This is a genomic window from Streptomyces sp. Root431 (assembly GCF_001426585.1).
Classification (GTDB): domain Bacteria; phylum Actinomycetota; class Actinomycetes; order Streptomycetales; family Streptomycetaceae; genus Streptomyces; species Streptomyces stackebrandtii.
In genome coordinates this window covers 453701-477818 of the sequence record NZ_LMEI01000001.1, presented here as the reverse complement: position 1 = coordinate 477818, position 24118 = coordinate 453701, and the positions used below count along the sequence as shown (strand labels likewise).

The window sequence follows — 24118 nt, the reverse complement described above, 5'->3', positions numbered from 1 at the left end:
ATGCCACACTCGGCACCATGCGCGTCTACATCGGTTCCGACCACGCCGGCTACGAACTCAAGAACCACCTCGTCGAGTGGCTCACGGCACACGGCCACGAGCCCGTCGACTGTGGTCCGCACATCTACGACGCCCTCGACGACTACCCGCCGTTCTGCCTGCGCGCCGCCGAGAAGACGGCCGCGGACGCGGACAGCCTGGGCATCGTCATCGGCGGCTCCGGCAACGGCGAGCAGATCGCCGCGAACAAGGTGAAGGGGGTGCGCGCCGCCCTCGCCTGGAGCGAGCAGGCCGCCGCCCTCGGCCGCGAGCACAACAACGCCAACGTGATCTCCGTCGGCGGCCGGATGCACACCCGGGAAGAGGCGACGAAGTTCGTCGAGATCTTCCTGAACACGCCGTACTCGGGTGACGAGCGCCACACCCGCCGGATCGACATGCTCACCGCCTACGAGAACACCGGCGAGCTCCCCCCGATCCCGGCGCACCACCCGCAGGGCCCCGCTGCCTGATGCCTGAGGGGCACACGATCCACCGACTGGCCGCCGACCACCGGGAACGGTTCGGCGGCCGGTCCGTTCGCGTCTCCAGCCCCCAGGGCAAGTTCGCCGACTCGGCGGCCCTGCTCGACGGAAGCGTCCTGGAGACCACGGAGGCCCACGGCAAGCACCTCTTCCTCGGCTTCCGCGGCGAGGAGTGGATCCACATCCACCTCGGCCTCTTCGGCAAGGTGAACTTCGGCGACGCCCCGGCCCCGCCGCCCACCGACACGGTGCGCCTGCGCCTCGCCAACCCCGAGGGTTACGTCGACCTCCGCGGCCCCACCACCTGCGCGCTCGTCACGGACGCCGAGAAGCAGGCGATACACGACCGCCTCGGCCCCGACCCGCTCCGCACCGGCGACGACCCCGGCAAGGCCTGGCGCCGGATCGCGAAGTCCCGCACGACGATCGCCGCCCTGCTCATGGACCAGAAGGTCATCGCCGGCGTCGGCAACGTCTACCGCGCCGAGGTCCTCTTCCGCCACGGCATCGACCCCTACCGCGCGGGCAGGGACCTGACGCCGGGGGAGTGGGACGCGATCTGGACCGACCTCGCGATGCTGATGCGCGAGGGCGTCCGCCTGAACCGCATCGACACGGTCCGCCCCGAGCACACCCCCGAGGCGATGGGCCGCCCGCCGCGCGTGGACGACCACGGCGGCGAGGTCTACGTCTACCGAAGGACCCACCAGCCCTGCCACATCTGCGGCCACGAGATCCACACCGCGGACCTGGCAGCCCGCAACCTCTTCTGGTGCCCGGGCTGCCAGACCCGCTAGCGGCCTAGAACCCGTGCGGCAGCCACGGCGCCACCGGTGAGCCGAAGGCCACGGACGCCTCGACCAGCGCGCCCTCGCGGAGCTCCCGCACGCGACCCGCCGCCGCCAGCGACACCAACGACGTCCCGCCCAAGTACGCCGCGCCCAGCTCCCGTACGGACAGTTCGAGGTCCGCCGGATCCGAGGTCCGGACGCACGTCGCGCCCTTCGTGTCGCCCGTCAGACGCCAACGCCCCTCGTTCCAGGGACAGAACGCGTCCTCGACCTCGAACACCACGTCCACCGGAGCCTGGTACGTCCGCGCCTCCAGCGCCGCGCCCACCTCCACGAGCCGGACGAACAGCACCTCCCGCGCCGTCGGTTCGCACCGCCGCACGTCCGAGACCAGGTGCTGCCAGGCCGCGTCCGTCGGGGCGCTGTTCACCCGCACCTTCGACGTCAGGTCGACCGAGCAGAGGAACCGCCACAGCGCAGCCTCCGCCGCCCCGTCGAGGCCCATCAGCTCGTGCACGGTCACCGAACCGTCCGAGCCGGCCCAGGTCCAGTCCGGCTTGATCGCGTAGTACGCGTACCCGACGACCTCCCCGTCCCGCTCCGCCAGCACGCACAGCCGCGGTGAGGAACCCTGCCGCGAACCCGGCGGGTCGAGCAGCGGCAGCCGCTCCCAGCCGGGTCGGCGGGCCAGCATCCCGGGCCGGCGAGGCACCATCCGCGCGTACACCGCCTCCGTCACCGCCGAGGACTCCGCCGTCGGCACCGTCCGCAGCGTCACCGCGTCCGTCCCGGCCGGTACGTCGAGCCGCACCCGGGTCGTGTCGATGACCGCCCGCTGCGCCCAGCTCGCCGCCGCGTACCCGAATCGCCCGTAGATGACCGCCTCCGAGGCCGTCAGCACGGCCAGCGGCTCACCCAGCGCCCGTACGTCGTCAAGCTGCCGCCGCATCATCGAGGTCAGGATCCCGCGCCTGCGATGCGTTCCGGTCACGCTCACCATCGTGACGCCGGCGGCCGGTACCGAGGCCCCGCCCGGAACGGTCAGCCGGAACGAGAAGGCGCCCGCCGTCGCCACCGGCTGCTCGCCGTCCCAGACCGCCAGGGACCGCTCGCACTCGGTCAGATCACGCCACAACGCCCGCTCCTCGGGCTCCTCCGCCACACCCCCGAACGCAAGCTCCAACACCCCGTACCAGCGGTCCCACTCCGACGGGTCGAGAACCCGCAGCTCAGTAGTCATATGCCATCGATATCAGCGGCGCGCGCCCGGGGCGACCCGATTTCGCGCACATTGTCACAGGGGTACCCCTGCGCGATGTCGGACCGGGTGGATAGGGTCCAGGCCAATGGGACACCGCGCGGGAGTGAACACGTACGCGGCCCGGACGCGCAGGCGCGCCCGCCGGGCCCGCATCGCGCTGCGCAAGTCCGGCGTCGACTACTTCCGCGGGGACGGCTCCGACTGGCTCGCCTTCGCCGGACTCCTCCTGATGATTCCGGCCATCGCCTGCGGCACCCTGCTCGACCCGGTCTGGTGCGCGCCCGCCGCGCTCGTCCTGCCCATCGTGGCCGGCGGGCTGCTGCTGCGCCCCGCCAGCCTGCTCGGGCTGTACGCGGCCGCCGCCGGCGCCCTCATCGTCGAGTCCGTCGTCCTCGGCCCGTACACACAGGGCCCCGCCCGGGTCACCCCCGGCACCGTCCTCACCGTCGCCGCCTGCGGACTCTTCGGACTCCTCATCGCCCAGTTCCGCGCCCGCGTCGGCGTGCCCTGGCGGCGCGGCGGCACCATGCTCTTCGACCTGCGCGAACGGATCCGCGTCCAGAGCGCCCTGCCCCGGCTCCCGCAGGGCTGGCACCGCGAAATGGCGCTCCGGCCCGCCGGCGGCCAGTCCTTCTCCGGGGACTTCGTCGTCGCCGCCCGCACCCACGGCGGCCGCATCCTGGAGGTCGTCCTCACCGACGTCTCCGGCAAGGGCATGGACGCGGCCTCCCGCTCCCTGCTGCTCTCCGGAGCCTTCGGCGGTCTTCTCGGCTCGCTCCCGCCGCACGGCTTCCTCCCCGCGGCCAACGGCTACCTGCTCCGGCAGAACTGGGACGAGGGCTTCGCCACCTCGATCCACCTCGTCCTCGACCTGGACTCCGGCGACTACGAACTCTTCTCCGCCGGCCACCTCCCCGCGCTTCAGCTGCACGCGGGCAGCGGCCGCTGGGAGGAGAAGGCCGCCGAGGGCCCCCTCCTCGGCGTCTACGACGGGGCCGAGTTCCACCCGGTCAAGGGCTCACTGCGGCCCGGAGACGTCCTCATGCTCTTCACGGACGGCCTCGTCGAGGCCGCCGACCGGGACATCGCCGAGGGCATCGACCGCCTCACCGGCGAGGCCGACCGCTGCGTCGCCGAGGGCTTCGACGGCGTCACCTGGCATCTGATCGAGGCCGTCGCCAAGGACGTCAACGACGACCGGGCGCTGCTGCTCATCTCCCGCCGCGCCTGACCGGCCGCCCCGGTGTGACGTGATCTTCTCCACGACGATTCGTCACGAGGCGGCGGGGGCATGGGAGTTGATGGCACCATGGAGACAGCGGGGGGTGGTGAGCGACGTGCGCTCCCCGGCGGCAAGGCGGGACCGACCGAGGGTGTGATCAGTTGTGGCCATTTCACTGTCTGTGGTGTTGCTGTTGGCAATCATCCTGGTGGTGCTGATCCGCGGGGGGAACCTCAAGGGCGGACCGGCCGTGGTCGCGGTGCTCTTCGGCTTCTTCCTCGCCTCCACCGGCATGGCCGACGACATCCAGCGCTTCCTGGACTCGATAACGCAGACGGTCGGCTCCATCAAGTTCTGAGCCGACGCTACTTCGCGGACTTGGCCTTCTTGGCGCCGTTCGCCGCCTTGGCGGCCGGCTTGGTCGTCTTCGTGGCCGCGGTCGGCCGCGGGGCGGACCGCTTCGCCCCCATGCTGCTGCCCGCGACCGCGGCACTCGGCGCCGGCGCCTCCCGGGGGCCGCGCGTCGACCACTTGAGCTCGATCTCCAGCTCGATCTCCCCGTCGCCGACCTCCAGTTCCACCTCGCTGCGGAACTCTTCGGGGATGCGCAGGTTCAGCGTTCCGGCCCCCAGCTTCAGTTCGGCCTCCCCGCCCTCCCTCAGTGCGGCGGCGAGCATGGTCAGCTGATCGGCTGCCTCGTGGCGGGACAGCGAGCGCTTCCGCTCGAACTTCAGGTCCTTCATCGCTACCTCCGGTGGGGCGGGAGACGGGCTGAGCCCAGTCTGCGCGACCCGGCCGGACCCGGCATCTCGCGCGCCCCCGGAAAACGCCTCGGGGCCGGTCCGGAAAGACTTCTTCCGGACCGGCCCCGAGACCGTGGAGCGGGTGACGGGAATCGAACCCGCGTAGCTAGTTTGGAAGACTAGTGCTCTACCATTGAGCTACACCCGCACAGCATCGCGCCGCAGGTCACCAGGACCGCGGCACGAAGAGCATGGTAGCCGGTCGGGGGACCTTCGTGCACACCCGTTGAAACGGGGGGCGCCGCACTGTCCCCGTCCATGTACCCTACGTGTCGCACCGACGGGGTGTGGCGCAGCTTGGTAGCGCGTCCGCTTTGGGAGCGGAAGGCCGTGGGTTCAAATCCCGCCACCCCGACCATGACGATCACGCGCCCACCGGTCGCGTTCTTGATCACGTTGTGGCTGCCTCCCCGCTTGCGGTTACTATGCAAGCTGCGTGCCCGTGTGTCTTTCTGACCGGGCAGACCCACCGGAACCGCTTTCACGCGGGGACGGTGGATTCCAGGAATCAGCCACAAGGAGACCTAACCGTGAAGAGCGCCGTGGAGACCCTGAACCCGACCCGGGTTCGGCTCACTGTCGAGGTGCCCTTCGAGGAGCTCAAGGACAGCCTCGACGCGGCGTACAAGAAGATCAACCAGCAGGTCACGGTCAAGGGCTTCCGTAAGGGCAAGATCCCGGCTCGCGTGATCGACCAGCGGTTCGGCCGCGGCGCCGTGCTGGAAGAGGCCGTCAACGACGCGCTCCCGAAGTTCTACACCGAGGCCGTCAACGAGGCCGAGGTCAACCCGCTGGGTCAGCCCGAGGTCGACATCACGGAGCTGAAGGACGGCGAGCTGCTGGCCTTCACCGCCGAGGTCGACATCCGCCCGACGATCGAGATCCCGGACTACTCCGGCATCGAGGTCACCGTCGACGCGGTCGAGGTCACCGACGAGGACATCGAGAAGTCGGTGGAGCAGCTCCGCGAGCGCTTCGCCTCGACCTCCACGGTCGAGCGGGCCGCCCAGGACGGCGACGTCGTCACCATCGACCTCGAGGCCAAGGTCGACGGCGAGGTCCTGCCCGACGGTGTCGCCGACGGTGTCTCGTACACCATCGGTTCCGGCGAGCTGCTCGACGGCATCGACGAGGCCGTCAAGGGCCTGGAGGCCGGCGGCGAGGCCACCTTCACCTCGCAGCTGAAGGGCGGCTCCGCCGAGGGCAAGGACGCGGAGGTCACCGTCAAGGTCACCACCGTCGCCGCCCGTGAGCTCCCCGAGCTGGACGACGAGTTCGCGCAGATGGCGTCGGAGTTCGACACCCTCGACGAGCTCAAGGCCGACAGCCGCAAGCGCCTCGAGAACATGAAGCAGTTCGACCAGGCCACCCAGGCCCAGGAGCGCGTCCTCGACGAGCTCCTCAAGCTGGTCGAGGTCCCGATGCCCGAGAAGCTTCTCGAGGACGAGATCAACACCCGCAAGCACAACCTGGAGCACCACCAGCTCGGCCAGATGGGAATCGACCTCGCGAAGTACCTGGAGCTCCAGGGCAAGACCGAGGAAGAGTTCCTGGCCGAGACCAAGGAGCAGGCCGAGAAGGGCATCAAGACGCAGTTCATCCTCGATGAGCTCGTCAACAAGGAGAAGCTCGACGTCTCCCGCGAGGAGCTCACCGAGCACCTCTTCCGTCGCGCCGCCTCCTCCGGCATGAGCCCCGACCAGTTCGCCCAGGCCGTGGCCCAGGGCGGCCAGGTGCCGATGCTCGTCGGCGAGGTCGCCCGCGGCAAGGCCCTCGCGGTCGTCGTCGAGGCCGCCAAGGTCGTCGACTCCAACGGTGAGGTCGTCGACCTCTCCGACGACGAGGACGAGCTCGAGACCGCCGCCGAGGCCGTCGAGGCCGTCACCGGCGAGGCCGAGGTCTCCGAGGACAAGTAAGCGGCTCCGCGCCCCGCGCGGAACCCCGTTCCACGGGCCCGTACGCACTGCTGTGCGTACGGGCCCGTGGACGTACCCGGGGGCGGTTACGCGCCCCCGCCGACCTTGCGCTCCCAGCGAACAGTTCGGGAACCGGGATGGCGTTGTCCTACCTGCGCGTTAGGGTCCATGAATACGAGGGCAATGCCCTCGGAACGAGACGCTGAGACGGCCCTTTCGCCGTCGGAGACGAGCAGGTGGATACGTGACGAATCTGAAGCCTTACGCCGCGGGTGAGCCGTCCATCGGTGGCGGCCTCGGCGACCATGTCTACAACCGGCTGCTCGGCGAGCGGATCATCTTCCTCGGCCAGCAGGTCGACGATGACATCGCCAACAAGATCACCGCTCAGATGCTCCTCCTGGCCGCCGACCCGGAGAAGGACATCTTCCTGTACATCAACAGCCCCGGTGGCTCCGTGACGGCCGGCATGGCCGTCTACGACACCATGCAGTACATCCCCAACGACGTCGTGACCATCGGTATGGGCATGGCGGCCTCGATGGGGCAGTTCCTGCTCACCGGCGGCACCCCCGGCAAGCGCTTCGCGCTGCCGAACACCGACATCCTGATGCACCAGGGCTCCGCCGGCATCGGCGGCACGGCCTCCGACATCAAGATCCAGGCCGAGTACCTCCTTCGCACGAAGAAGCGCATGGCCGAGATCACCGCGCACCACTCCGGCCAGACCGTCGAGGCGATCATCCGCGACGGTGACCGCGACCGCTGGTTCACCGCGGACGAGGCCAAGAGCTACGGCCTCATCGACGACATCATCACGCACGCCGCGGGTGTTCCCGGCGGCGGCGGCACGGGCGCCTGAGCCCCGGCAATCCGCTCACGAGCCCCAGCCCACCGAACGCCACCAGGACGGTGAACACCCAGATGCAGAACAACCTCTCCGCGAGCGGCCTCTACACCGGCGCGCCGATGGACAACCGCTACGTCGTGCCGCGCTTCGTCGAGCGCACCTCGCAGGGCGTCCGCGAGTACGACCCGTACGCGAAGCTCTTCGAGGAGCGCGTGATCTTCCTCGGCGTGCAGATCGACGACGCCTCGGCCAACGACGTCATGGCGCAGCTCCTGTGCCTGGAGTCGATGGACCCGGACCGCGACATCTCGATCTACATCAACAGCCCCGGTGGCTCCTTCACCGCGCTGACGGCGATCTACGACACGATGCAGTTCGTGAAGCCGGACATCCAGACGGTCTGCATGGGCCAGGCGGCCTCCGCCGCGGCCGTGCTGCTCGCCGCCGGTACGCCCGGCAAGCGGATGGCCCTGCCGAACGCGCGCGTGCTGATCCACCAGCCCTCCGGCGGCACCGGCCGTGAGCAGCTCTCCGACCTGGAGATCGCGGCCCGCGAGATCCTGCGGATGCGCAGCCAGCTCGAAGAAATGCTGGCCAAGCACTCCTCGACGCCGATCGAGAAGATCCGCGACGACATCGAGCGTGACAAGATCCTGACCGCCGAGGACGCCCTCGCGTACGGCCTGATCGACCAGATCGTCTCGACCCGCAAGAGCACGGCCGCCGAGGCACACTGACGCCCGACCTTCCCTCGGCACGGGGCACATGACGCATTCCCGTCCATGTGAACCGTGCCAAGGGGGGCCCGAACGGGGGGCCCGGCAAGGTACCGTCGAATATGAGGCACCAGGAGTCGCTGAACCAAGCACTCCCAGGCGAAGGGGAAGCACCTCGTGGCACGCATCGGTGATGGCGGCGACCTGCTCAAGTGCTCGTTCTGCGGAAAGAGCCAGAAGCAGGTGAAGAAGCTCATCGCAGGACCCGGTGTGTACATCTGCGACGAGTGCATCGACCTCTGCAACGAGATCATCGAGGAAGAACTCGCGGAGACGAGCGAGGTGCGCTGGGAGGAACTTCCCAAGCCCCGCGAGATCTACGAGTTCCTCGAGGGATACGTCGTCGGGCAGGAGCCCGCGAAGAAGGCCCTCTCGGTCGCGGTGTACAACCACTACAAGCGCGTCCAGGCCGGCGAGAACGGCGGCGGGGCGGGGCGGGACGACGCCATCGAACTGGCGAAGTCCAACATTCTGCTGCTGGGCCCCACGGGCTCCGGCAAGACGCTCCTGGCCCAGACGCTGGCGCGCATGCTCAACGTCCCGTTCGCCATCGCCGACGCGACGGCGCTGACGGAGGCCGGCTATGTCGGCGAGGACGTCGAGAACATCCTGCTCAAGCTGATCCAGGCGGCCGACTACGACGTCAAGAAGGCCGAGACCGGGATCATCTACATCGACGAGATCGACAAGGTCGCCCGTAAGAGCGAAAACCCGTCGATCACGCGTGACGTGAGCGGTGAGGGCGTCCAGCAGGCCCTCCTGAAGATCCTGGAAGGGACGACGGCCTCGGTCCCCCCGCAGGGCGGCCGGAAGCACCCCCACCAGGAGTTCATCCAGATCGACACGACGAACGTGCTCTTCATCGTGGGCGGCGCCTTCGCCGGCCTGGAGAAGATCATCGAGTCGAGGGCGGGCGCCAAGGGCATCGGCTTCGGGGCGACCATCCGCTCCAAGCGCGAGATCGAGGCGAGCGACCAGTTCCAGGAGGTCATGCCGGAGGACCTGGTGAAGTTCGGGATGATCCCGGAGTTCATCGGCCGTCTCCCCGTCCTCACCTCGGTCCACAACCTGGACCGCGAGGCGCTCCTCCAGATCCTCGTCGAGCCGCGCAACGCGCTGGTGAAGCAGTACCAGCGCCTCTTCGAACTCGACGGCGTGGAGCTGGACTTCGACCGCCCGGCCCTGGAGGCCATCGCCGACCAGGCGATCCTCCGCGGCACCGGCGCGCGCGGCCTGCGCGCCATCATGGAGGAGGTCCTCCAGTCGGTGATGTACGAGGTCCCGTCCCGCAAGGACGTGGCCCGGGTCGTCATCACGGCGGACGTCGTCCGCAACAACGTCAACCCGACGCTGGTCCCCCGGATCGTGAAGAACGACGGCAGGCACGAGAAGTCGGCCTGACGGCAGGCAGGCAAGGAGTGAGGGGGTCCCGCCTCGAAGGCGGGACCCCCTCACTCATGTCCGGTCGGTGACTCCGGGGTTCAGAGCTTGACGCGGATCTCCTTGCGGAGCTTGGCGGTGATGGAGGCGGCGTCATCCATCGAGCCCTGCTTGCCCGCGAGCATGTCGGCGACGTTCACCGGGGCCACGTAGCCGACCGTGCTGTGGTCCGCCCACACGCACATGGTCATGGCGAACGCCGGGGTGGACTTGGCCTGGTCGGCCTCGGACTTGGCCTGCTGGCACTTGAGAACGGCGCCGTCCAGCTCCGCAGGAGTGAACTCCTGCGGGCTGCCGACCAGTGCCATCTTCGGTTCCCCGGCCGTGCTGGTCGTGTCCTTCTCGGACTCCGCCTTGATGCTCGCGAAGACGTTGTCGACGACCTTCTCGGGGTCGTCGATCTCGCCGTAGAGGCCGCTGAAGGAGAGGATCTTGCCGCCGAGCGGGTTGGCGGCGTCCTTCACCTCGTAGCTGGCGCCGACGTTCGTGGCGTTCTTGACGCCGTTCTGCTGGGCCTCCTTGAGGGAGTCCTTGTCGCCGCCCTCCTTGCCCGGCTTCTTCTTGTACTCGGTGAGCACCGTGTCCGGGGTGGTCAGCTTGTGCGGGCCGTCGTCCGCGACCGACGCGCCGCCGCCGCCGAAGACGAAGTACGCGCCCACGCCGAGCGCCGCCACGACCGCGACCGCGCCGATGATCCAGCCGGCCTTGGACTTCTTCGGGGCCGGGGGGTGGGGGACGTAGCCGCCGGGGCCCTGGGGGGCGCCGTACGGGGGCTGCTGGCCGTACGGGTTGGGCTGCTGGCCCTGCTGCGGGTAGCCGTAGGGGGGCTGCTGCGGCGGGACGCCCTGCGGGGCCTGCTGGGGGTATCCGTAACCCGGCTGCGGAGCCTGCGGCTGGCCGTACGGGCCGGGCTGCTGCGGCTGCTGGCCGTACGGGCCCGGCTGCTGGCCGTAGGGGCCGGGCTGCTGGGGCGGCTGGCCGCCGTACGGGCCGGGCTGGTTGTAGCTCATCGACAGGTTCCCCTCACAGGATGTTTATGTCTGCCGAACATCCTGGCGGAAGCGAAGACCACGAAGTGCGGCGGGGGCCACACCGTTACCGAACCAAAGCGTTTCAGGACAAGGCGGGGACACCCCTAAACTGGGCCCGTGACCGAGAACACTCAGCAGCAGACAGCGCCCACCACCGAACTGCCGACCCAGTACGCGCCGGCCGAGGTAGAGGGGCCGCTGTACGAGCGCTGGGTAGAGCGTGGCTACTTCGAGGTGGACGCGAAGAGCGAGAAGCCCGCGTACACGATCGTCATCCCGCCGCCGAACGTCACCGGATCGCTGCACCTGGGCCACGCCTTCGAGCACACGCTGATCGACGCCCTCACCCGCCGCAAGCGCATGCAGGGCTTCGAGACGCTGTGGCAGCCCGGCATGGACCACGCCGGCATCGCCACCCAGAACGTCGTCGAGCGCGAGCTCGCCAAGGAGGGCAAGTCCCGCCACGACCTGGGCCGCGAGGCCTTCGTCGAGCGCGTCTGGGAGTGGAAGGCCGAGTCCGGCGGTCAGATCGCCGGCCAGATGCGCCGCCTCGGCGAGGGCCTGGCGTGGAGCCGGGACCGCTTCACCATGGACGAGGGCCTGTCCCGCGCCGTCCAGACCGTCTTCAAGAAGATGTTCGACGACGGCCTGATCTACCGCGCCGAGCGCATCATCAACTGGTGCCCGCGCTGTCTGACGGCCATCTCCGACATCGAGGTCGACTACCAGGACGACGACGGCGAGCTCGTCTCCATGCAGTACGGCGAGGGCGACGACACCATCGTCGTCGCCACCACCCGCGCCGAGACGATGCTCGGTGACACCGCCGTCGCCGTCCACCCCGACGACGAGCGCTACGCCCACCTCATCGGCAAGCAGATCAAGCTGCCGCTGACCGACCGGACCATCCCGGTCGTCGCCGACACGCACGTCGACCCCGAGTTCGGCACCGGCGCCGTCAAGGTGACCCCGGCGCACGACCCGAACGACTTCGCCATCGGCCAGCGCCACGGCCTTGAGTCCATCGAGGTCCTCGACGAGCGCGGCGTCATCACCGTCCACGGCCCCTTCCAGGGCCTGGACCGCTTCGAGGCCCGTTCCGCGATCGTCGCCGCCCTGCGCGCCGAGGGCCGGATCGTCGCCGAGAAGCGTCCGTACTCGCACTCGGTCGGGCACTGCTCGCGCTGCAAGACGACGCTGGAGCCGCGACTGTCCCTCCAGTGGTGGGTCAAGGTCGAGACGCTGGCCAAGGCCGCCGGCGACGCGGTCCGCGACGGTCAGGTGAACATCCACCCGGCCGACATGTCGCAGCGCTACTTCGACTGGGTCGACAACCTCAACGACTGGTGCATCTCGCGCCAGCTGTGGTGGGGCCACCGCATCCCCGTCTGGCACGGTCCGAACGGCGAGCTGGTCTGCGTCGGCCCCGACGAGCAGCCGCCGACGGGCGAGGGCTGGACGCAGGACACCGACGTCCTCGACACGTGGTTCTCGTCGGGCCTGTGGCCGTTCTCGACGATGGGCTGGCCCGAGAAGACGCCGGACCTGGAGAAGTTCTACCCGAACTCCGTCCTGGTCACCGGCTACGACCTGATGTTCTTCTGGGTCGCCCGCATGATGATGTTCGGCCTGTACGCGATGGACGGCCAGCCGCCGTTCCGCACGATCGCGTTCCACGGCATGGTCCGTGACGAGTTCGGCAAGAAGATGTCGAAGTCGTTCGGGAACACGGTCAACCCGCTGGACTGGATGGACAAGTACGGCTCCGACGCCCTGCGCTTCACCCTGGCCAAGGGCGCCAACCCGGGCGTCGACGTCCCGATCGGCGAGGACTGGGTCCAGGCGTCCCGGAACTTCGCCAACAAGATCTGGAACGCGACCCGTTTCGCCATGATGAACGGCGCCACGGTCGAGGGCCCGCTGCCGGACGTCGCGGACATGTCGGCGACCGACCGCTGGATCCTCTCGCGACTGAACAAGGTCGTCTCCGAGGCGGACGCCTTCTACGACGACTACCAGTTCGCGAAGCTCGCCGACGCCCTCTACCACTTCGCGTGGGACGAGGTCTTCGACTGGTACGTCGAGCTGTCCAAGACGACCTTCTTCGACGGCGGCGAGCAGGCCAAGGTCTCGGCGCGGGTCCTCGGTGAGGTCCTCGACGTCACCCTGCGCCTGCTGCACCCGATCGTCCCGTTCGTCACGGACACCCTGTGGACCACCCTCACCGGCGGCGAGTCCCTCGTCGTCGCGGACTGGCCGAAGGACAGTGGCTTCCGCGACGAGGCCGCCGAGAAGGAGATCGAGCTGGTCCAGCAGGTCGTCACCGAGGTCCGCCGCTTCCGTTCCGACCAGGGTCTCCAGCCCGGTCAGAAGGTCCCGGCCCGGCTGGACGTGACCGGTACGGCGCTGGCCCCGCACGAGGCGGCCATCCGTCAGCTGCTGCGCCTCCAGCCGGAGGGCGAGGGCTTCTCCGCCACCGCCTCCCTGCCGGTCGCCGGTGCGACGGTCGCGCTCGACCTGTCGGGCACGATCGACGTCGAGGCGGAGCGCAAGCGCCTCGCGAAGGACCTCGCGGCCGCCGAGAAGGAGAAGGCCCAGGCGAACGGGAAGCTCGGCAACGAGGCCTTCCTCGCCAAGGCCCCGGACAACGTGGTCGACAAGATCCGTGGCCGCCTCGCCAAGGCGGACGAGGACATCGCCCGTATCCAGAACCAGCTGGCGAACCTGCCGCAGGCCTAGTACGGCAAAAGGGGCCCGGAACCGATGCTCGGTTCCGGGCCCCTTTCGCGTACCCCCGTCAGGACTCCGTGGCGACCGGGCCGACGCCCGCCGTCTCGGAGTTGCGGCGGGTCTTGGCCCAGCCGGTGCGGCCGCGGACGAGGCGGACGAAGCCGCGCGCCGAGACGACGAACAGGTGGTACGCGTACAGCCAGAGCGCGAAGCCCCAGAGGAGGCCCTTGATCCGGGAGCGGTCCGGGGCGAACTCGCGGCGGTAGACCGGGCCCCAGAGCAGGAACGGGACGATCGAGACGACCGCCAGGGCGAGCGCGAGGGGCCAGGCGGCGAGCACGACCTCGGCCGCGCCGCCGCCGAGGACGAGGGCGACCAGCATGACCGCGGTGAGGACCAGGGTCGCGAGGTGGGCGATCGGCTGGAAGAACGTGTAGAGGGATTCCAGGACGCCGCGGGCCTTGTAGTGGCGGGAGCCGATGATGCGGTTCGCGTACCGCACGCAGGTGATGTTGCCCTGCGCCCAGCGGGTGCGCTGGGTGAGGAAGCGGCGGGTGTACGGGAGCGCTTCCTGCGTGACCCAGGTGTCGGCGACGTGGGTGACCTGGTAGCCGGCGAGGCGCATGTGGAGGCCCAGTTCGTAGTCCTCCAGGAGGGCGTCCTGCTGCCACGGGCGGCGCTCGGCCGCGGCGATGCGGTCGAGGGCGGTGAGCCGGGTGAACTGGCCGTTGCCGCCGAGGCCGACGGAGCCGGTGCGGCGGCGCAGGAGCTGCATGCCGGTGTTGGAGACGGCGAACTCGACGTCCTGCATGCGGATGAGGAGCCGGGCGTAGGCGTTGGCGAGGCGTCCCCGGTCGGCGAGCGGGCGCTCGTCGTCGACGTTGCGCATCCGTACGCCGATCTGGACGCCGCCCATGTCGGGGTCGGCGAAGGCGTCGGGGCCGCTGACGTGCGCGAGGGCGTCGGGGCCGACCTGGCCGTCGGCGTCGACGACGCAGACGATGACGCGGGCGCGGTCGGTGCCGGTCGTCTCGCCGAGGTGGGTGTTCAGGGCGGTGTAGGCGGCGTTGAGGGCCGCGCCCTTGCCGATCCGGGCGTCGGGGCGCCTGCGGGAGACCAGGTGGATGTGGGGGTCCTGGCCGGCGAGGGCGGTGACGATCGGGGCGGTCAGGTCGTCGCTGGCGTCGTCGATGACCCAGACGTGCGCGGTGGGGAAGTCGGTGCGCAGCCGGGTGACCGTGGTCGCGATGACGGCTTCCTCATCCCGGCAGGGGACGAAGAAGTGCCAGTCGTACGCGGTCGGGTCGCCGAGCTCGGAGGGTCGGCGGCGCGCGTAGGCGTACCGGGCGCCCGCCCAGTAGACGAGGAAGCCGGCGAGGAGGAGGAACGGGAAGACGTACAGCAGGAGGTGGAGGCTCATGGGGGTCTCCGGTGGGGTGCGGGGGAGGGGGCGGGCGCTCGGTGGGCTCAGGCCGCGGTGGCGTGGGTCGCGGTCGCGTGGGTCCGGTGCGGGACGGACGGGGCCGTGTCCCGCCCGGCGATCAGGTTCCTGAGCAGCCCGGCGATCCGGTCGGAGGCGGTGCCGTCGCCGTACGGGCTGGGGAGCGTGCCCAGGCGCCGCAGGCCGAGCCCGCCCTCCGCGAGCCGGCGGCGCGCCGCCTCGCCGATCCCGGGGCCCGGCTCGACGAGGTCGGCGAAGTCGGTGAGGGACTCGGGGCGTTCGGTGGAGCGGCGGACGACCACCAGCGGGCGGCCGAGGACCGTCGTCTCCTCCTGGATGCCGCCGGAGTCCGAGACGATCAGCGCCGCGTGCCGGGCGAGGGCGAGGAAGGTGCCGTACCCGGCCGGGGGCAGCACCGTCAGGCCGTCGAGGAGCGGCAGCAGGCCCGCCGTCTCGATGCGGGCGCGGGTGCGGGGGTGGAGGGGGAGGACGACCGGCAGCTCGCGGGCGAGGGCGGCGAGCTCCTCCAGGACGGCGGCGAGCGCGGCGGGGTCGTCGGTGTTCTCCGGGCGGTGGACGGTCGCCAGGACGTACCCGTCGGGGGCGAGACCGCTGACGGCGAGCAGGCGCGCCCGCTCCTCCGGCGGCGGGAGGTGGTCGTGGACGGCCTCGACGACGGTGTTGCCGGTGACGGCGATCCGCTCCTCGGGCACGCCCTCGGCGAGGAGCAGGTCGCGGTTGTCGGGGGTGGCCGCGCACAGGACGTCGGCGAGCCGGTCGATGAGGACCCGGTTGTGCTCCTCGGGCATGGCCCGGTCGTGGCTGCGCAGCCCTGCCTCGACGTGGACGAGCGGGACGGAGCGGGCGTTGGCGGCGAGGGCGCCGGAGAGCGCGGCGTTCGTGTCGCCCTGGACGACGACGGCGAGCGGCGGCTCGGCGGCGAAGCGCTCGTCGAGGCCGGTGAGGGCGGCGGCGACCTGGACGGCCCGGGGCTGCCCGCCGACCCCGGTGAGGTACTCCGGCTCCGGCAGTCCCAGCTCGTCGAGGAAGCTGCCGGAGAGCCCGTCGTCGTAGTGCTGGCCGGTGTGGACGACCCGGGCGGCGGGGCCGAGGGCGCGGATGAGCTCGGCGAGCTTGACCAGTTCGGGGCGGGTTCCGAGGACGACGGCGACGCTGCGGGCGGGGAGAGTCTTCATGCCCTGGACGCTGACGGGCGACGGTCGCGCGCTCCGGTGGCGTTCGGTTGCGGAACGGTTGCCATGCGGGCGGGCGCGGAAGGTCGGGACGTCCGGCCGGGACTTCCGGCCCTGTTCCGGGGTGGTACGGGTCACGCCGCTCCTGATCCGGGGTGGCACGGGTCACGCCGGACGGGCAGTCCTAGCCGCCCGCGCTCCGGTCGAGCCCGGTCGGGCGGTCCGCGGTCTCGTAGCGGTAGCCCAGGCCCCGTACCGCTTCCAGGGGGTCGCGGGAGTGGGGGCCGCCGGCGGTGCGGAGTTTGCGGCGGAGGCGGAGGACCGCGAACTTCACCCGGTCGCGTCCGATGGCCAGCGCGTCGTCCCAGACCTGGTCGAGGAGCTGTTCGGTGGTGACGACCCGGCCGCGGTTGCGGACCAGGACCTGGAGCAGGCGGTACTCGATGTCGCTGAGCCGGATCTCGCCGCCCTGCCAGAGCGCGGCGCGCCGCTCCGGCACGAGCCGCAGGTCCTCCTCGACGTGCGCGCCCACCCAGTGCCGGGGCCCCGACCTGCGCAGCAGGGCCTCGACGCGGGCCAGCAGCTCCGTCCGGTCGAAGGGTTTGACCAGGTAGTCGTCGGCGCCCGAGCGCAGCCCGCGGACCCGGTCGTCGACGTCGCCGAGGCCGGAGAGGACGAGGACCGGCAGGTCGCTCATGTCCCGGGTGCGGTCGAGGACCTCCCAGCCGTCGAGCTCGGGCAGGAGCAGGTCGAGGACCATCAGGGCCGGGCGTTCGGCGAAGAGCAGCCGGAGGGCCTCGCGGCCGTCGGCGGCGACGGAGACCTCGTACCCGTGCCGGGTGAGGAGGACCCGCAGGGCCAGGGCGAGGTCGGGGTCGTCCTCGACGATCAGCAGCCGGGTCACGGGCGGGCCGCCCCGGCGGCGCGGCGGCCGGCGAGCGGCAGCCGGACGGTGAAGACGGCGCCCGGCCCCTCGCGGTCGCGGACCGTGATGGCGCCGCCGTGCAGCCGTACGGCGTCCAGTGCGCCCGCCAGGCCGAGCCCGGTGCCGGGGAAGCCCTCGCGGCGGGCGTTGGGCGCGCGGACGAACGGGGTGAAGATCTCCTCGTGGTACTCCAGCGGGATCCCGATGCCGGTGTCCTTGACCTGGATCGTCCAGTGGTCGTCGGCGGGGCGGCCGACCACCTCGACCCGGCCGTCCTCCGGGGTGAAGCGCAGCGCGTTGCCGAGGAGTTCCTCCAGGGCGCCCGTCAGCATCCCGGCGTCGGCGACGAGCGGCGGGCCGCCGGGCGGGCAGTCGGCCGCGATGTACGGGCCGCCGCCCTCGGACCGCTGGAGCGCTTCGAGGACCACGCGCTCGATCAGCTCGTCGACGAGGACCTGGCCGAGCCGCGGCTCGGCGCGGGGCCCGCCGGCGGCCGCCCTCGGCAGGTCCTCGGCCACCGAGCGCATCCGCAGCGCGTTGCGCCGGACGGCGTCCACGTACGAGATCTGCTCCGGGTTCAGCGGCCCGGAGACCGGGTCGAGGAGCAGTTCGGCGAAGCTCAGGACGGTGGCGAGCGGGGTCCGCAGCTCGTGCAGGGTCCGGCCGGCGAAGGCGGCCCGCTCGTCGGCGAGCGCCGCCAGCTTCCGTACCTGCCCGTACAGCCCCTCCTCCGCCTCGCGCTGCCGCGTCACGTCCTCCACGAGCCACAGGTGCCCGAGCGGCCGTGCGCCGTCGCCGACCGGGGCCCGGCGGCGGCGCAGCACCCGGCCGTCCCGCAGGTGGTAGTCGGTGGTGCGGGTGACGGGCCCGTGCGTCTCGCTCTCCTCCAGGAGGCGGTCCCGCTCCTCGGGCCGGTCCAGCATCCCGGCCAGATGGCCGACGATCCGCTCCCGTGGCGTACCGGGGGAGAGGTCGAGTCCTTCGGGCAGCCGCAGGAGGGTGGTGAGGCGGCGGTTCACCCGGACGACCCGCAGGTCGGGGTCGAGGAGGAGGGCCGCCTGGGGGAGGGCGTCGAGGAACGCGGCGGCGAAGGACAGCTGCTCCTGGGATGCTTCGTGCACATTTCTGAGTCAAACAGCAATGTGGGCGAAGTGCCCGATCTCACACCAGAAGGGACTTCGGGTCCACCGTTTCGGGACGAAAGACCTTGGATGATGGACGGCATGTCCCGCCTCCCCACCGTCCCCGCGCTGCGCCGTTGCGTGGACCGGTGGGCCGTCTCGCCCCGCGCCCTCGACGTCGTCGCCGCGCTGAGCGCCTTCGGCCTGATGGTCCTCGACGTGCCGGGTCTCGCCCGCGCCGACAACTCGCTCACCGGGGTCACCGCGACCATCGTCCTCGCGGCCGGGGCGGCCACGCTGGTGCTCAGGCGCCGGCTGCCGTGGGTCCCGTACCTCGTGGCGCTCGGCCTGATGGGGTGGCTCCACGAGCTCACCATGATCCAGTTCGCGCTGTACTCGATCGGCCGGTTCCGTGGGCGGCGGGCCGCCGTCGCCGCCACCGTGCTCTACATCGGCGTGGCGCTCGCCCTCTTCCAGACGCCCGGCTGGCCCGCCCGGCACGGCGACACCCTGAGCGACTTCCTGAGCATCGTCGTCCCGATCGGCGTCCTCGCGGCGGGCGTCGGCATCGCCGCGTACCGCCAGGACCTCGTGCGCGCCCTGGAGGTCCAGCGCCGCGACGCCGCCGCCCGGCAGGCCGTGCAGGAGGAGCGGATCTCCGTCGGCCGGGACGTCCACGACCTGGTCGGCCGCGAGCTCACCGTCCTCGCGGTACGGGCCGAGGTCCTCGCCGTACGGGCGCGGGGCGACGCGCACCAGAAGGACTTCGAGGAGCTCGCGGACACCGCCCGCCGCGCCCATCTCATGCTCAACGAGACGATCGTGCGGCGCGCCGACCGGGACGCGGCCACCCCCGGCCTCGAAGGGCTCGCCGCGCTCGCCGAGGAGAGCGAGCGGATGGGCAGCCCCGTGGACCTGACGGTCGCGGACGCGGCGAAGGCGCTGTCGCCGCTGCGGCAGGCGGCCGTCCACCGGGTCGTCCAGGAGTGCCTGACGAACGCCGCCAAGCACGCGCCCGGCCTGCCGGTGACGGTCGCCATCACGGTGGAGGGGCCCGACCTGCGCATCGAGGTGCGCAACCCGCTGCCGAAGACCCCGCCGGACCCGTCACCCGTCTCGACCGGCACCGGCCTCTTCTCCATGGAGGAACGGGTCGTCAGCATGGGCGGCACGCTGAAGGCCCGCGCGGAGGGCGGCGCGTACGGGGTGACGGCGCTGCTCCCGACGGGCCTCGGGCGACCTGCGTAGCCGTCAGCGGACCCGCTCCGCCTTCCCCATGACCCGCTGAAGGCTGTCGAAGTCCTCCACGCACCGGCCCGAGCCCAGCGCCACGCAGTCCAGCGGCCGGTCGGCGACGAAGACCGGGATCTCCGTCGCGGAGGCCAGCCGCAGGTCGAGGCCCGGCAGCAGCGCCCCGCCGCCGGTCAGGACGATGCCGTGCTCCATCACGTCGCCGGACAGCTCCGGCGGGCACTCCTCGAGCGTCGCCCGCACCGCCGCGATGATCGCCTCCACCGGCTCGTCCAGCGCCTCCCGCACCTCGGGCACCGTCAGCTCCACCGTCCGGGGCAGCCCGCTGACCTTCTCCCGCCCCCGCACGGTGAAGGTCCGCCGCTCCCGCTCCTCCTCGCCCGGCACCGGCCACGCCGAGCCGATCGCGACCTTGACGTCCTCGGCCGTGCGCTCGCCGATGAGGAGCGAGTGCTCCTTGCGGACGAAGTCGGTGATGGCCGCGTCGAGGCGGTCGCCGCCCACCCGCAGCGACTGGGCCGTGACGATCCCGCCCAGCGAGATCACCGCCACCTCGGTCGTCCCGCCGCCGATGTCGACGACCATCGAGCCGCGCGGGTCGGAGACCGGGAGTCCCGCCCCGATCGCCGCCGCCATCGGCTCCTCGATGAGGTGCACCGCCCGCGCCCCCGCCGACAGCGAGGCGTGCACGATCGCCCGCCGCTCGACCGGGGTCACCCCGCTCGGCACGCAGACCACCATCCGGGTGCGGGGCCGGCGGCGGCCCGGGACGGCCTTGCGCACGAAGTGCCGGATCATCTCCTCGGCTGCCTCGTAATCGCTGATCACGCCGTCCTTCAGGGGGCGGATCGCGCTGATCGAACCGGGTGTTCGGCCGATCGTCTCCTTCGCCTCGGTGCCGACCGCGAGCGCCTGCCGCGAGCCCTCCTGGACCGCCACCACGGACGGCTCGTTGAGCACGATGCCCTGGCCCCGGGCGTAGAGGAGCGTGTTGGCCGTGCCGAGGTCGATCCCTATGTCCATGATCGCCAAGTTTGCCCGGCGGCTTCGGCGGACGGGGGACCGAAAGTCCCGAAAGGGGTGGGTCCATGGTCCTGTCGGTACCCCTCCGTAGACTGGGCCCGTGAGTGAGCCGAGCGACCCGAGTGACCAGTTCGACGACATCGTCGACGCCGAAACCACCCGTGACCCCGACCTGGCGGTGATCGAGGCCGGCAGCCGCACCCTGCGCGCACAGGCGGGCCCGGTCCAGGGCGACCCCGTGCCGAGCCGTCCCGAGGACCCGGAGCTCGACAAGGCGCTGCGCGAGGTCGAGACCGAGCTGTCCACCCGCTGGGGCGAGACCAAGCTGGAGCCCTCCGTCACGCGGATCGCGGCCCTGATGGACGTGCTCGGCGAGCCGCAGCGCGCGTACCCCTCGATCCACATCACCGGCACCAACGGCAAGACGTCGACGGCCCGCATGATCGAGGCGCTGCTCGGCGCCTTCGAGCTGCGCACCGGGCGGTACACCTCGCCGCACGTGCAGACGATCACCGAGCGGATCAGCCTGGACGGCGCCCCGATCTCCGCCGAGCGGTTCGTCGAGACGTACCAGGACGTCAAGCCGTACGTGGAGCTGGTCGACGCCCGCGAGGAGTACCGCCTCTCCTTCTTCGAGGTCCTCACCGGAATGGCGTACGCGGCCTTCGCCGACGCGCCGGTCGACGTGGCCGTCGTCGAGGTCGGCATGGGAGGCACCTGGGACGCGACGAACGTCATCGACGCCTCCGTCGCCGTCGTCACCCCGATCGACCTCGACCACACCGACCGGCTCGGCGGGACGACCGCCGAGATCGCCGGCGAGAAGTCCGGGATCATCAAGCAGGGCGCGACCGTCATCCTGGCCCAGCAGCCGGTGGACGCGGCCCAGGTCCTGCTGAAGAAGGCCGTCGAGGCGGACGCCACCGTCGCCCGCGAGGGCATGGAGTTCGGCATCGTCTCCCGCGAGGTCGCGGTCGGCGGGCAGCTCCTCACCCTGCGTGGTCTCGGCGGCGAGTACGACGGCGTCTTCCTGCCGCTGCACGGCGCGTACCAGGCGCGCAACGCGGCCGTGGCGCTCGCCGCGGTCGAGGCCTTCTTCGGGATCGGCTCGGACCACGCGAGGACCCTGGACGCGGACACGGTCCGCCGGGCCTTCGCCCAGGTCGCCTCGCCCGGCCGTCTGGAGATCGTCCGTTCCTCCCCGACGGTGATCCTGGACGCCGCGCACAACCCGCACGGCGCTCGGGCGACGGCGGAGGGCGTGAGCGAGTCCTTCGGCTTCTCGCGGCTCGTCGGCGTGGTCTCCACGAGCGCCGACAAGGACGCCCGGGGTCTCCTGGAGGCCTTCGAGCCGATCTTCGCGGAGGTCGTGATCACGGCGAACTCCAACCCGCGGGCCACCGACGTCGACGCGCTCGCCGCGATCGCGGTCGAGGTCTTCGGCGAGGACCGGGTCGTCGTCGAGCCGCGGCTGCCCGACGCGCTGGAAGCGGCCATCACCCTCGCGGAGGAAGAGGCCGAGTACGGCGGCGCGGGAGTCCTCGTGACCGGTTCGATCTTCACGGTCGGCGACGCCCGACTGCTGCTGCGAAGGGGCTGAACCGATGCGCGTGCTCTGTTCCTCGACGCTCATCGGCGAGTTCTTCGTGATCGGCTTCGCCGGTCTCGTCGCCATGAAGGACGACAGCCTGGAGATGTCCACCGTCTGGTGGGTCTGCGGTGTCGCGATGGTCCTCTCGGTGCTGCTGTGCGGGATGGTCACCCGTCCCGGCGGTGTGCAGCTCGGCTGGGCCCTCCAGATCGGCCTGATCGCCAGCGGTTTCTTCGTGCCGGTCATGTACGTCCTCGGGGCGGCCTTCGCCGTCCTGTGGTGGGCCTCGGTGCACTACGGCCGCAAGGTCGACGACATCAAGGCGCGTTGGGCCGAGTCGCAGGGCGCGCAGCCCGCGCAGCCCGCACAGGCCACGGCAGGGCCTGACGCTGCGTAATCGAGGGGCGTGCGGGACCTGTAGCCTCGGAGGTCCCGCACACCGCTTTTCCGAAGGAGTTCCCCCGTGAGCCAGCGCACGCTCGTCCTGCTCAAGCCCGACGCCGTCCGCCGTGGCCTGATCGGCGAGATCATCGGTCGTATCGAGCGCAAGGCCGGCTGGACCCTCGCGGCCCTGGAGCTGCGCGAGCTGGACCAGGACACGCTGGAGCAGCACTACGGCGAGCACAAGGGCAAGCCCTTCTACGAGCCGCTGATGGGCTTCATGGCCTCCGGTCCGGTCGTCGCACTTGTCGTCGAGGGCGAGCGCGTCATCGAGGGCGTCCGCCAGCTCGCGGGCCCGACCGACCCGATCGCCGCCGCGCCCGGCTCCATCCGGGGCGACTTCGGCACCATCGTCCGTGAGAACCTGATCCACGCCTCGGACTCCGAGGAGTCGGCGCTCCGCGAGCTGAAGATCTTCTTCCCGGGTCTCGTCTGATCCGACGGACCTGTCGATCCGTACGATCGCGCAGATCCGGTGCTGACCCGGCGTCAGTCGATCAGCACAACCCTGTGGGGCGACCGAAGGAATTTCGGTCGCCCCCAGGCATATGAACGCCAATCCCGGGAACGGATCGCCGCGTCCTGCCGTCACCAGTACTGAGGTGGACCAACGCGCGGCATCCGCGCGGGCGGCACTACGATGGAAAACTCCACGCCGCACCACTCTCAGCCATGGGAAATCAAGGGGAACTCAATGTCGTTCATCGGCCGTGACATGGCTGTCGACCTCGGGACCGCCAACACGCTGGTGTACGTCAGGGGGCGGGGCATCGTTCTGAACGAGCCGTCCGTCGTCGCGATCAACACCAACACCGGCGGCATCCTGGCGGTCGGTGCCGAGGCGAAGAAGATGATCGGCCGGACACCCGGCAACATCGTCGCCGTCCGCCCGCTCAAGGACGGCGTGATCGCCGACTTCGAGATCACCGAGCGGATGCTCCGCTACTTCATCCTCAAGATCCACAAGCGCCGCTACCTGGCCCGCCCCCGCGTCGTCGTCTGCGTGCCCTCCGGCATCACCGGCGTGGAGCGCCGCGCCGTCATCGAGGCCTCCACGCAGGCCGGCGCCCGCCAGGTGCACATCATCGAGGAGCCCATGGCGGCGGCCATCGGCTCGGGCCTCCCCGTCCACGAGGCCACCGGCAACATGGTCGTCGACATCGGCGGCGGCACCACCGAGGTCGCCGTCATCTCCCTCGGCGGAATCGTCACGGCACAGTCGATCCGGGTCGCCGGCGACGAGCTGGACAACGCGATCATCCAGCACATCAAGAAGGAGTACTCGCTCCTCCTCGGTGAGCGGACCGCCGAGCAGATCAAGATCACCATCGGCTCGGCCTACGACCTCGACAACGACGAGCACACCGAGATCCGCGGCCGCGACCTCGTCTCCGGCCTGCCCAAGACCGTGGTCATCTCGGCCGCCGAGGTCCGCAAGGCCATCGAGGAGCCGGTGAACGCGATCGTCGACGCCGTGAAGACGACCCTGGACAAGTGCCCGCCGGAGCTCTCCGGTGACGTCATGGACCGCGGCATCGTTCTCACCGGTGGAGGCGCACTGCTCCGCGGCCTCGACGAGCGGCTCCGCCGTGAGACCGGCATGCCGATCCACATCGCCGAGGACCCGCTGGACTCGGTGGCGCTCGGCTCCGGCAAGTGCGTGGAGGAGTTCGAGGCCCTCCAGCAGGTCCTGGACGCCCAGCCGCGCCGCTAGCACCACCGCACGAACGCACCACGCGGAACCCGACAAGAGAACAAGCACAGCCGAAAACGAACCACGAGGAAAGG

General features: G+C 70.9%; 22 protein-coding genes and 2 tRNA genes. 15 read left to right on the top strand and 9 right to left on the bottom strand.

The genetic code is table 11. The features are described 5' to 3' along the window. Positions 1-17 precede the first annotated feature (17 nt). The gene (locus ASC82_RS02145; RefSeq protein ID WP_056640574.1) at positions 18-512 is read left to right on the top strand and encodes a ribose-5-phosphate isomerase; all 495 of its coding nucleotides are present in this window, start codon (positions 18-20) and stop codon (positions 510-512) included. After that, on the top strand, positions 512-1321 hold the full coding sequence (locus ASC82_RS02140) for a DNA-formamidopyrimidine glycosylase family protein (protein WP_056640572.1): 810 nt from the start codon (positions 512-514) through the stop codon (positions 1319-1321). Before ASC82_RS02145 ends, ASC82_RS02140 begins: the two co-directional genes overlap by 1 nt. Positions 1322-1325: 4 nt before the next feature. Here ASC82_RS02140 and ASC82_RS02135 read toward each other — a convergent pair whose 3' ends face one another. Further along, positions 1326-2555, bottom strand: a complete 1230-nt coding sequence (locus tag ASC82_RS02135) for a GNAT family N-acetyltransferase (RefSeq protein ID WP_056640570.1) — start codon at positions 2553-2555, stop codon at positions 1326-1328. 106 nt (positions 2556-2661) lie between these two features. Here ASC82_RS02135 and ASC82_RS02130 point away from each other — a divergent pair, with 106 nt between their 5' ends. Further along, a complete protein-coding gene (locus ASC82_RS02130; protein WP_056640568.1) occupies positions 2662-3807 on the top strand; it encodes a PP2C family protein-serine/threonine phosphatase in 1146 nt (381 codons plus the stop codon). 154 nt (positions 3808-3961) lie between these two features. Then, a complete protein-coding gene (locus ASC82_RS02125) occupies positions 3962-4156 on the top strand; it encodes a hypothetical protein (protein WP_030684996.1) in 195 nt (64 codons plus the stop codon). A 7-nt stretch (positions 4157-4163) separates the two neighbouring features. On the opposite strand, the gene ASC82_RS02120 is transcribed toward ASC82_RS02125, so the two are convergent. Together ASC82_RS02120 and ASC82_RS02115 are read right to left on the bottom strand one after the other, a co-directional pair. Beyond that, a complete protein-coding gene (locus tag ASC82_RS02120; protein WP_056640563.1) occupies positions 4164-4541 on the bottom strand; it encodes an amphi-Trp domain-containing protein in 378 nt (125 codons plus the stop codon). 134 nt (positions 4542-4675) lie between these two features. After that, positions 4676-4749 (bottom strand) — tRNA-Gly (locus tag ASC82_RS02115). 133 nt (positions 4750-4882) lie between these two features. Between ASC82_RS02115 and ASC82_RS02110 the strand changes: the two genes are divergently transcribed. From ASC82_RS02110 to clpX, 5 genes are all read left to right on the top strand, one after another. Then, positions 4883-4959, top strand: a tRNA-Pro gene (locus tag ASC82_RS02110). Between the two features lie 172 nt (positions 4960-5131). After that, on the top strand, positions 5132-6517 hold the full coding sequence (gene tig, locus ASC82_RS02105) for a trigger factor (RefSeq protein ID WP_056640560.1): 1386 nt from the start codon (positions 5132-5134) through the stop codon (positions 6515-6517). Between the two features lie 244 nt (positions 6518-6761). Beyond that, entirely contained in the window at positions 6762-7379 is a 618-nt protein-coding gene (locus ASC82_RS02100) for an ATP-dependent Clp protease proteolytic subunit (RefSeq protein WP_056640557.1), read from the top strand. Positions 7380-7441: 62 nt separating this feature from the next. Next, complete coding sequence (locus ASC82_RS02095; protein ID WP_056641445.1) at positions 7442-8104, top strand: ATP-dependent Clp protease proteolytic subunit; 663 nt, start codon at positions 7442-7444, stop codon at positions 8102-8104. Positions 8105-8260: 156 nt separating this feature from the next. Further along, positions 8261-9544 (top strand): ATP-dependent Clp protease ATP-binding subunit ClpX, encoded by a 1284-nt coding sequence (gene clpX / locus ASC82_RS02090; protein WP_024755522.1) that lies wholly within the window; start codon positions 8261-8263, stop codon positions 9542-9544. 80 nt (positions 9545-9624) lie between these two features. Here the strand turns inward: clpX and ASC82_RS02085 are convergent, their stop codons facing one another. Beyond that, entirely contained in the window at positions 9625-10593 is a 969-nt protein-coding gene (locus tag ASC82_RS02085) for a hypothetical protein (RefSeq protein WP_056640553.1), read from the bottom strand. Between the two features lie 138 nt (positions 10594-10731). On the opposite strand from ASC82_RS02085, the gene ASC82_RS02080 reads away from it, so the two are divergent. Next, entirely contained in the window at positions 10732-13353 is a 2622-nt protein-coding gene (locus ASC82_RS02080) for a valine--tRNA ligase (protein ID WP_056640551.1), read from the top strand. 58 nt (positions 13354-13411) lie between these two features. Here ASC82_RS02080 and ASC82_RS02075 read toward each other — a convergent pair whose 3' ends face one another. From ASC82_RS02075 to ASC82_RS02060, 4 genes are all read right to left on the bottom strand, one after another. Further along, positions 13412-14764, bottom strand: a complete 1353-nt coding sequence (locus ASC82_RS02075) for a glycosyltransferase family 2 protein (RefSeq protein WP_056640548.1) — start codon at positions 14762-14764, stop codon at positions 13412-13414. 47 nt (positions 14765-14811) lie between these two features. Further along, the gene (gene wecB / locus ASC82_RS02070; protein ID WP_056641442.1) at positions 14812-15981 is read right to left on the bottom strand and encodes a UDP-N-acetylglucosamine 2-epimerase (non-hydrolyzing); all 1170 of its coding nucleotides are present in this window, start codon (positions 15979-15981) and stop codon (positions 14812-14814) included. Between the two features lie 181 nt (positions 15982-16162). Beyond that, positions 16163-16882 carry a response regulator transcription factor gene (locus tag ASC82_RS02065; RefSeq protein ID WP_056640545.1) on the bottom strand — a complete coding sequence of 240 codons (720 nt, stop codon included), beginning with the start codon at positions 16880-16882 and terminating at the stop codon, positions 16163-16165. Then, positions 16879-18024 carry a PAS domain-containing sensor histidine kinase gene (locus tag ASC82_RS02060; protein WP_056640543.1) on the bottom strand — a complete coding sequence of 382 codons (1146 nt, stop codon included), beginning with the start codon at positions 18022-18024 and terminating at the stop codon, positions 16879-16881. The genes ASC82_RS02065 and ASC82_RS02060 overlap by 4 nt, the downstream gene beginning before the upstream one ends. A 102-nt stretch (positions 18025-18126) precedes the next feature. On the opposite strand from ASC82_RS02060, the gene ASC82_RS02055 reads away from it, so the two are divergent. After that, positions 18127-19272, top strand: coding sequence for an ATP-binding protein (locus ASC82_RS02055; RefSeq protein ID WP_056641439.1), 1146 nt, complete (start codon positions 18127-18129; stop codon positions 19270-19272). Between the two features lie 3 nt (positions 19273-19275). Here the strand turns inward: ASC82_RS02055 and ASC82_RS02050 are convergent, their stop codons facing one another. After that, positions 19276-20298, bottom strand: coding sequence for a rod shape-determining protein (locus ASC82_RS02050; RefSeq protein WP_185909605.1), 1023 nt, complete (start codon positions 20296-20298; stop codon positions 19276-19278). A 100-nt stretch (positions 20299-20398) separates the two neighbouring features. Here ASC82_RS02050 and ASC82_RS02045 point away from each other — a divergent pair, with 100 nt between their 5' ends. The 4 genes from ASC82_RS02045 (at position 20399) to ASC82_RS02030 (ending at position 24044) form a co-directional block, all read left to right on the top strand. Further along, positions 20399-21898, top strand: a complete 1500-nt coding sequence (locus ASC82_RS02045; protein WP_056640540.1) for a folylpolyglutamate synthase/dihydrofolate synthase family protein — start codon at positions 20399-20401, stop codon at positions 21896-21898. A gap of 4 nt (positions 21899-21902) precedes the next feature. Then, on the top strand, positions 21903-22286 hold the full coding sequence (locus tag ASC82_RS02040; RefSeq protein ID WP_056640538.1) for a DUF4233 domain-containing protein: 384 nt from the start codon (positions 21903-21905) through the stop codon (positions 22284-22286). A gap of 66 nt (positions 22287-22352) precedes the next feature. Further along, positions 22353-22766 (top strand): nucleoside-diphosphate kinase, encoded by a 414-nt coding sequence (gene ndk, locus ASC82_RS02035; RefSeq protein WP_056640535.1) that lies wholly within the window; start codon positions 22353-22355, stop codon positions 22764-22766. Positions 22767-23024: 258 nt separating this feature from the next. After that, positions 23025-24044, top strand: coding sequence for a rod shape-determining protein (locus ASC82_RS02030; RefSeq protein ID WP_056640532.1), 1020 nt, complete (start codon positions 23025-23027; stop codon positions 24042-24044). Positions 24045-24118 lie beyond the last annotated feature (74 nt).

Bases quoted from the DNA above. Each gene is read 5' to 3' on its own strand.
- ASC82_RS02130 (WP_056640568.1), top strand. From the start codon at position 2,662: ATGGGACACCGCGCGGGAGTGAACACGTACGCGGCCCGGACGCGCAGG.
- ASC82_RS02140 (WP_056640572.1), top strand. From the start codon at position 512: ATGCCTGAGGGGCACACGATCCACCGACTGGCCGCCGACCACCGGGAA.
- ASC82_RS02055 (WP_056641439.1), top strand. From the start codon at position 18,127: ATGTCCCGCCTCCCCACCGTCCCCGCGCTGCGCCGTTGCGTGGACCGG.
- ASC82_RS02120 (WP_056640563.1), bottom strand. From the start codon at position 4,541: ATGAAGGACCTGAAGTTCGAGCGGAAGCGCTCGCTGTCCCGCCACGAG.
- ASC82_RS02095 (WP_056641445.1), top strand. From the start codon at position 7,442: ATGCAGAACAACCTCTCCGCGAGCGGCCTCTACACCGGCGCGCCGATG.
- ASC82_RS02075 (WP_056640548.1), bottom strand. From the start codon at position 14,764: ATGAGCCTCCACCTCCTGCTGTACGTCTTCCCGTTCCTCCTCCTCGCC.
- ASC82_RS02135 (WP_056640570.1), bottom strand. From the start codon at position 2,555: ATGACTACTGAGCTGCGGGTTCTCGACCCGTCGGAGTGGGACCGCTGG.
- ASC82_RS02145 (WP_056640574.1), top strand. From the start codon at position 18: ATGCGCGTCTACATCGGTTCCGACCACGCCGGCTACGAACTCAAGAAC.
- wecB (WP_056641442.1), bottom strand. From the start codon at position 15,981: ATGAAGACTCTCCCCGCCCGCAGCGTCGCCGTCGTCCTCGGAACCCGC.
- ASC82_RS02050 (WP_185909605.1), bottom strand. From the start codon at position 20,298: ATGGACATAGGGATCGACCTCGGCACGGCCAACACGCTCCTCTACGCC.
- ASC82_RS02030 (WP_056640532.1), top strand. From the start codon at position 23,025: ATGTCGTTCATCGGCCGTGACATGGCTGTCGACCTCGGGACCGCCAAC.
- ASC82_RS02085 (WP_056640553.1), bottom strand. From the start codon at position 10,593: ATGAGCTACAACCAGCCCGGCCCGTACGGCGGCCAGCCGCCCCAGCAG.
- ASC82_RS02040 (WP_056640538.1), top strand. From the start codon at position 21,903: ATGCGCGTGCTCTGTTCCTCGACGCTCATCGGCGAGTTCTTCGTGATC.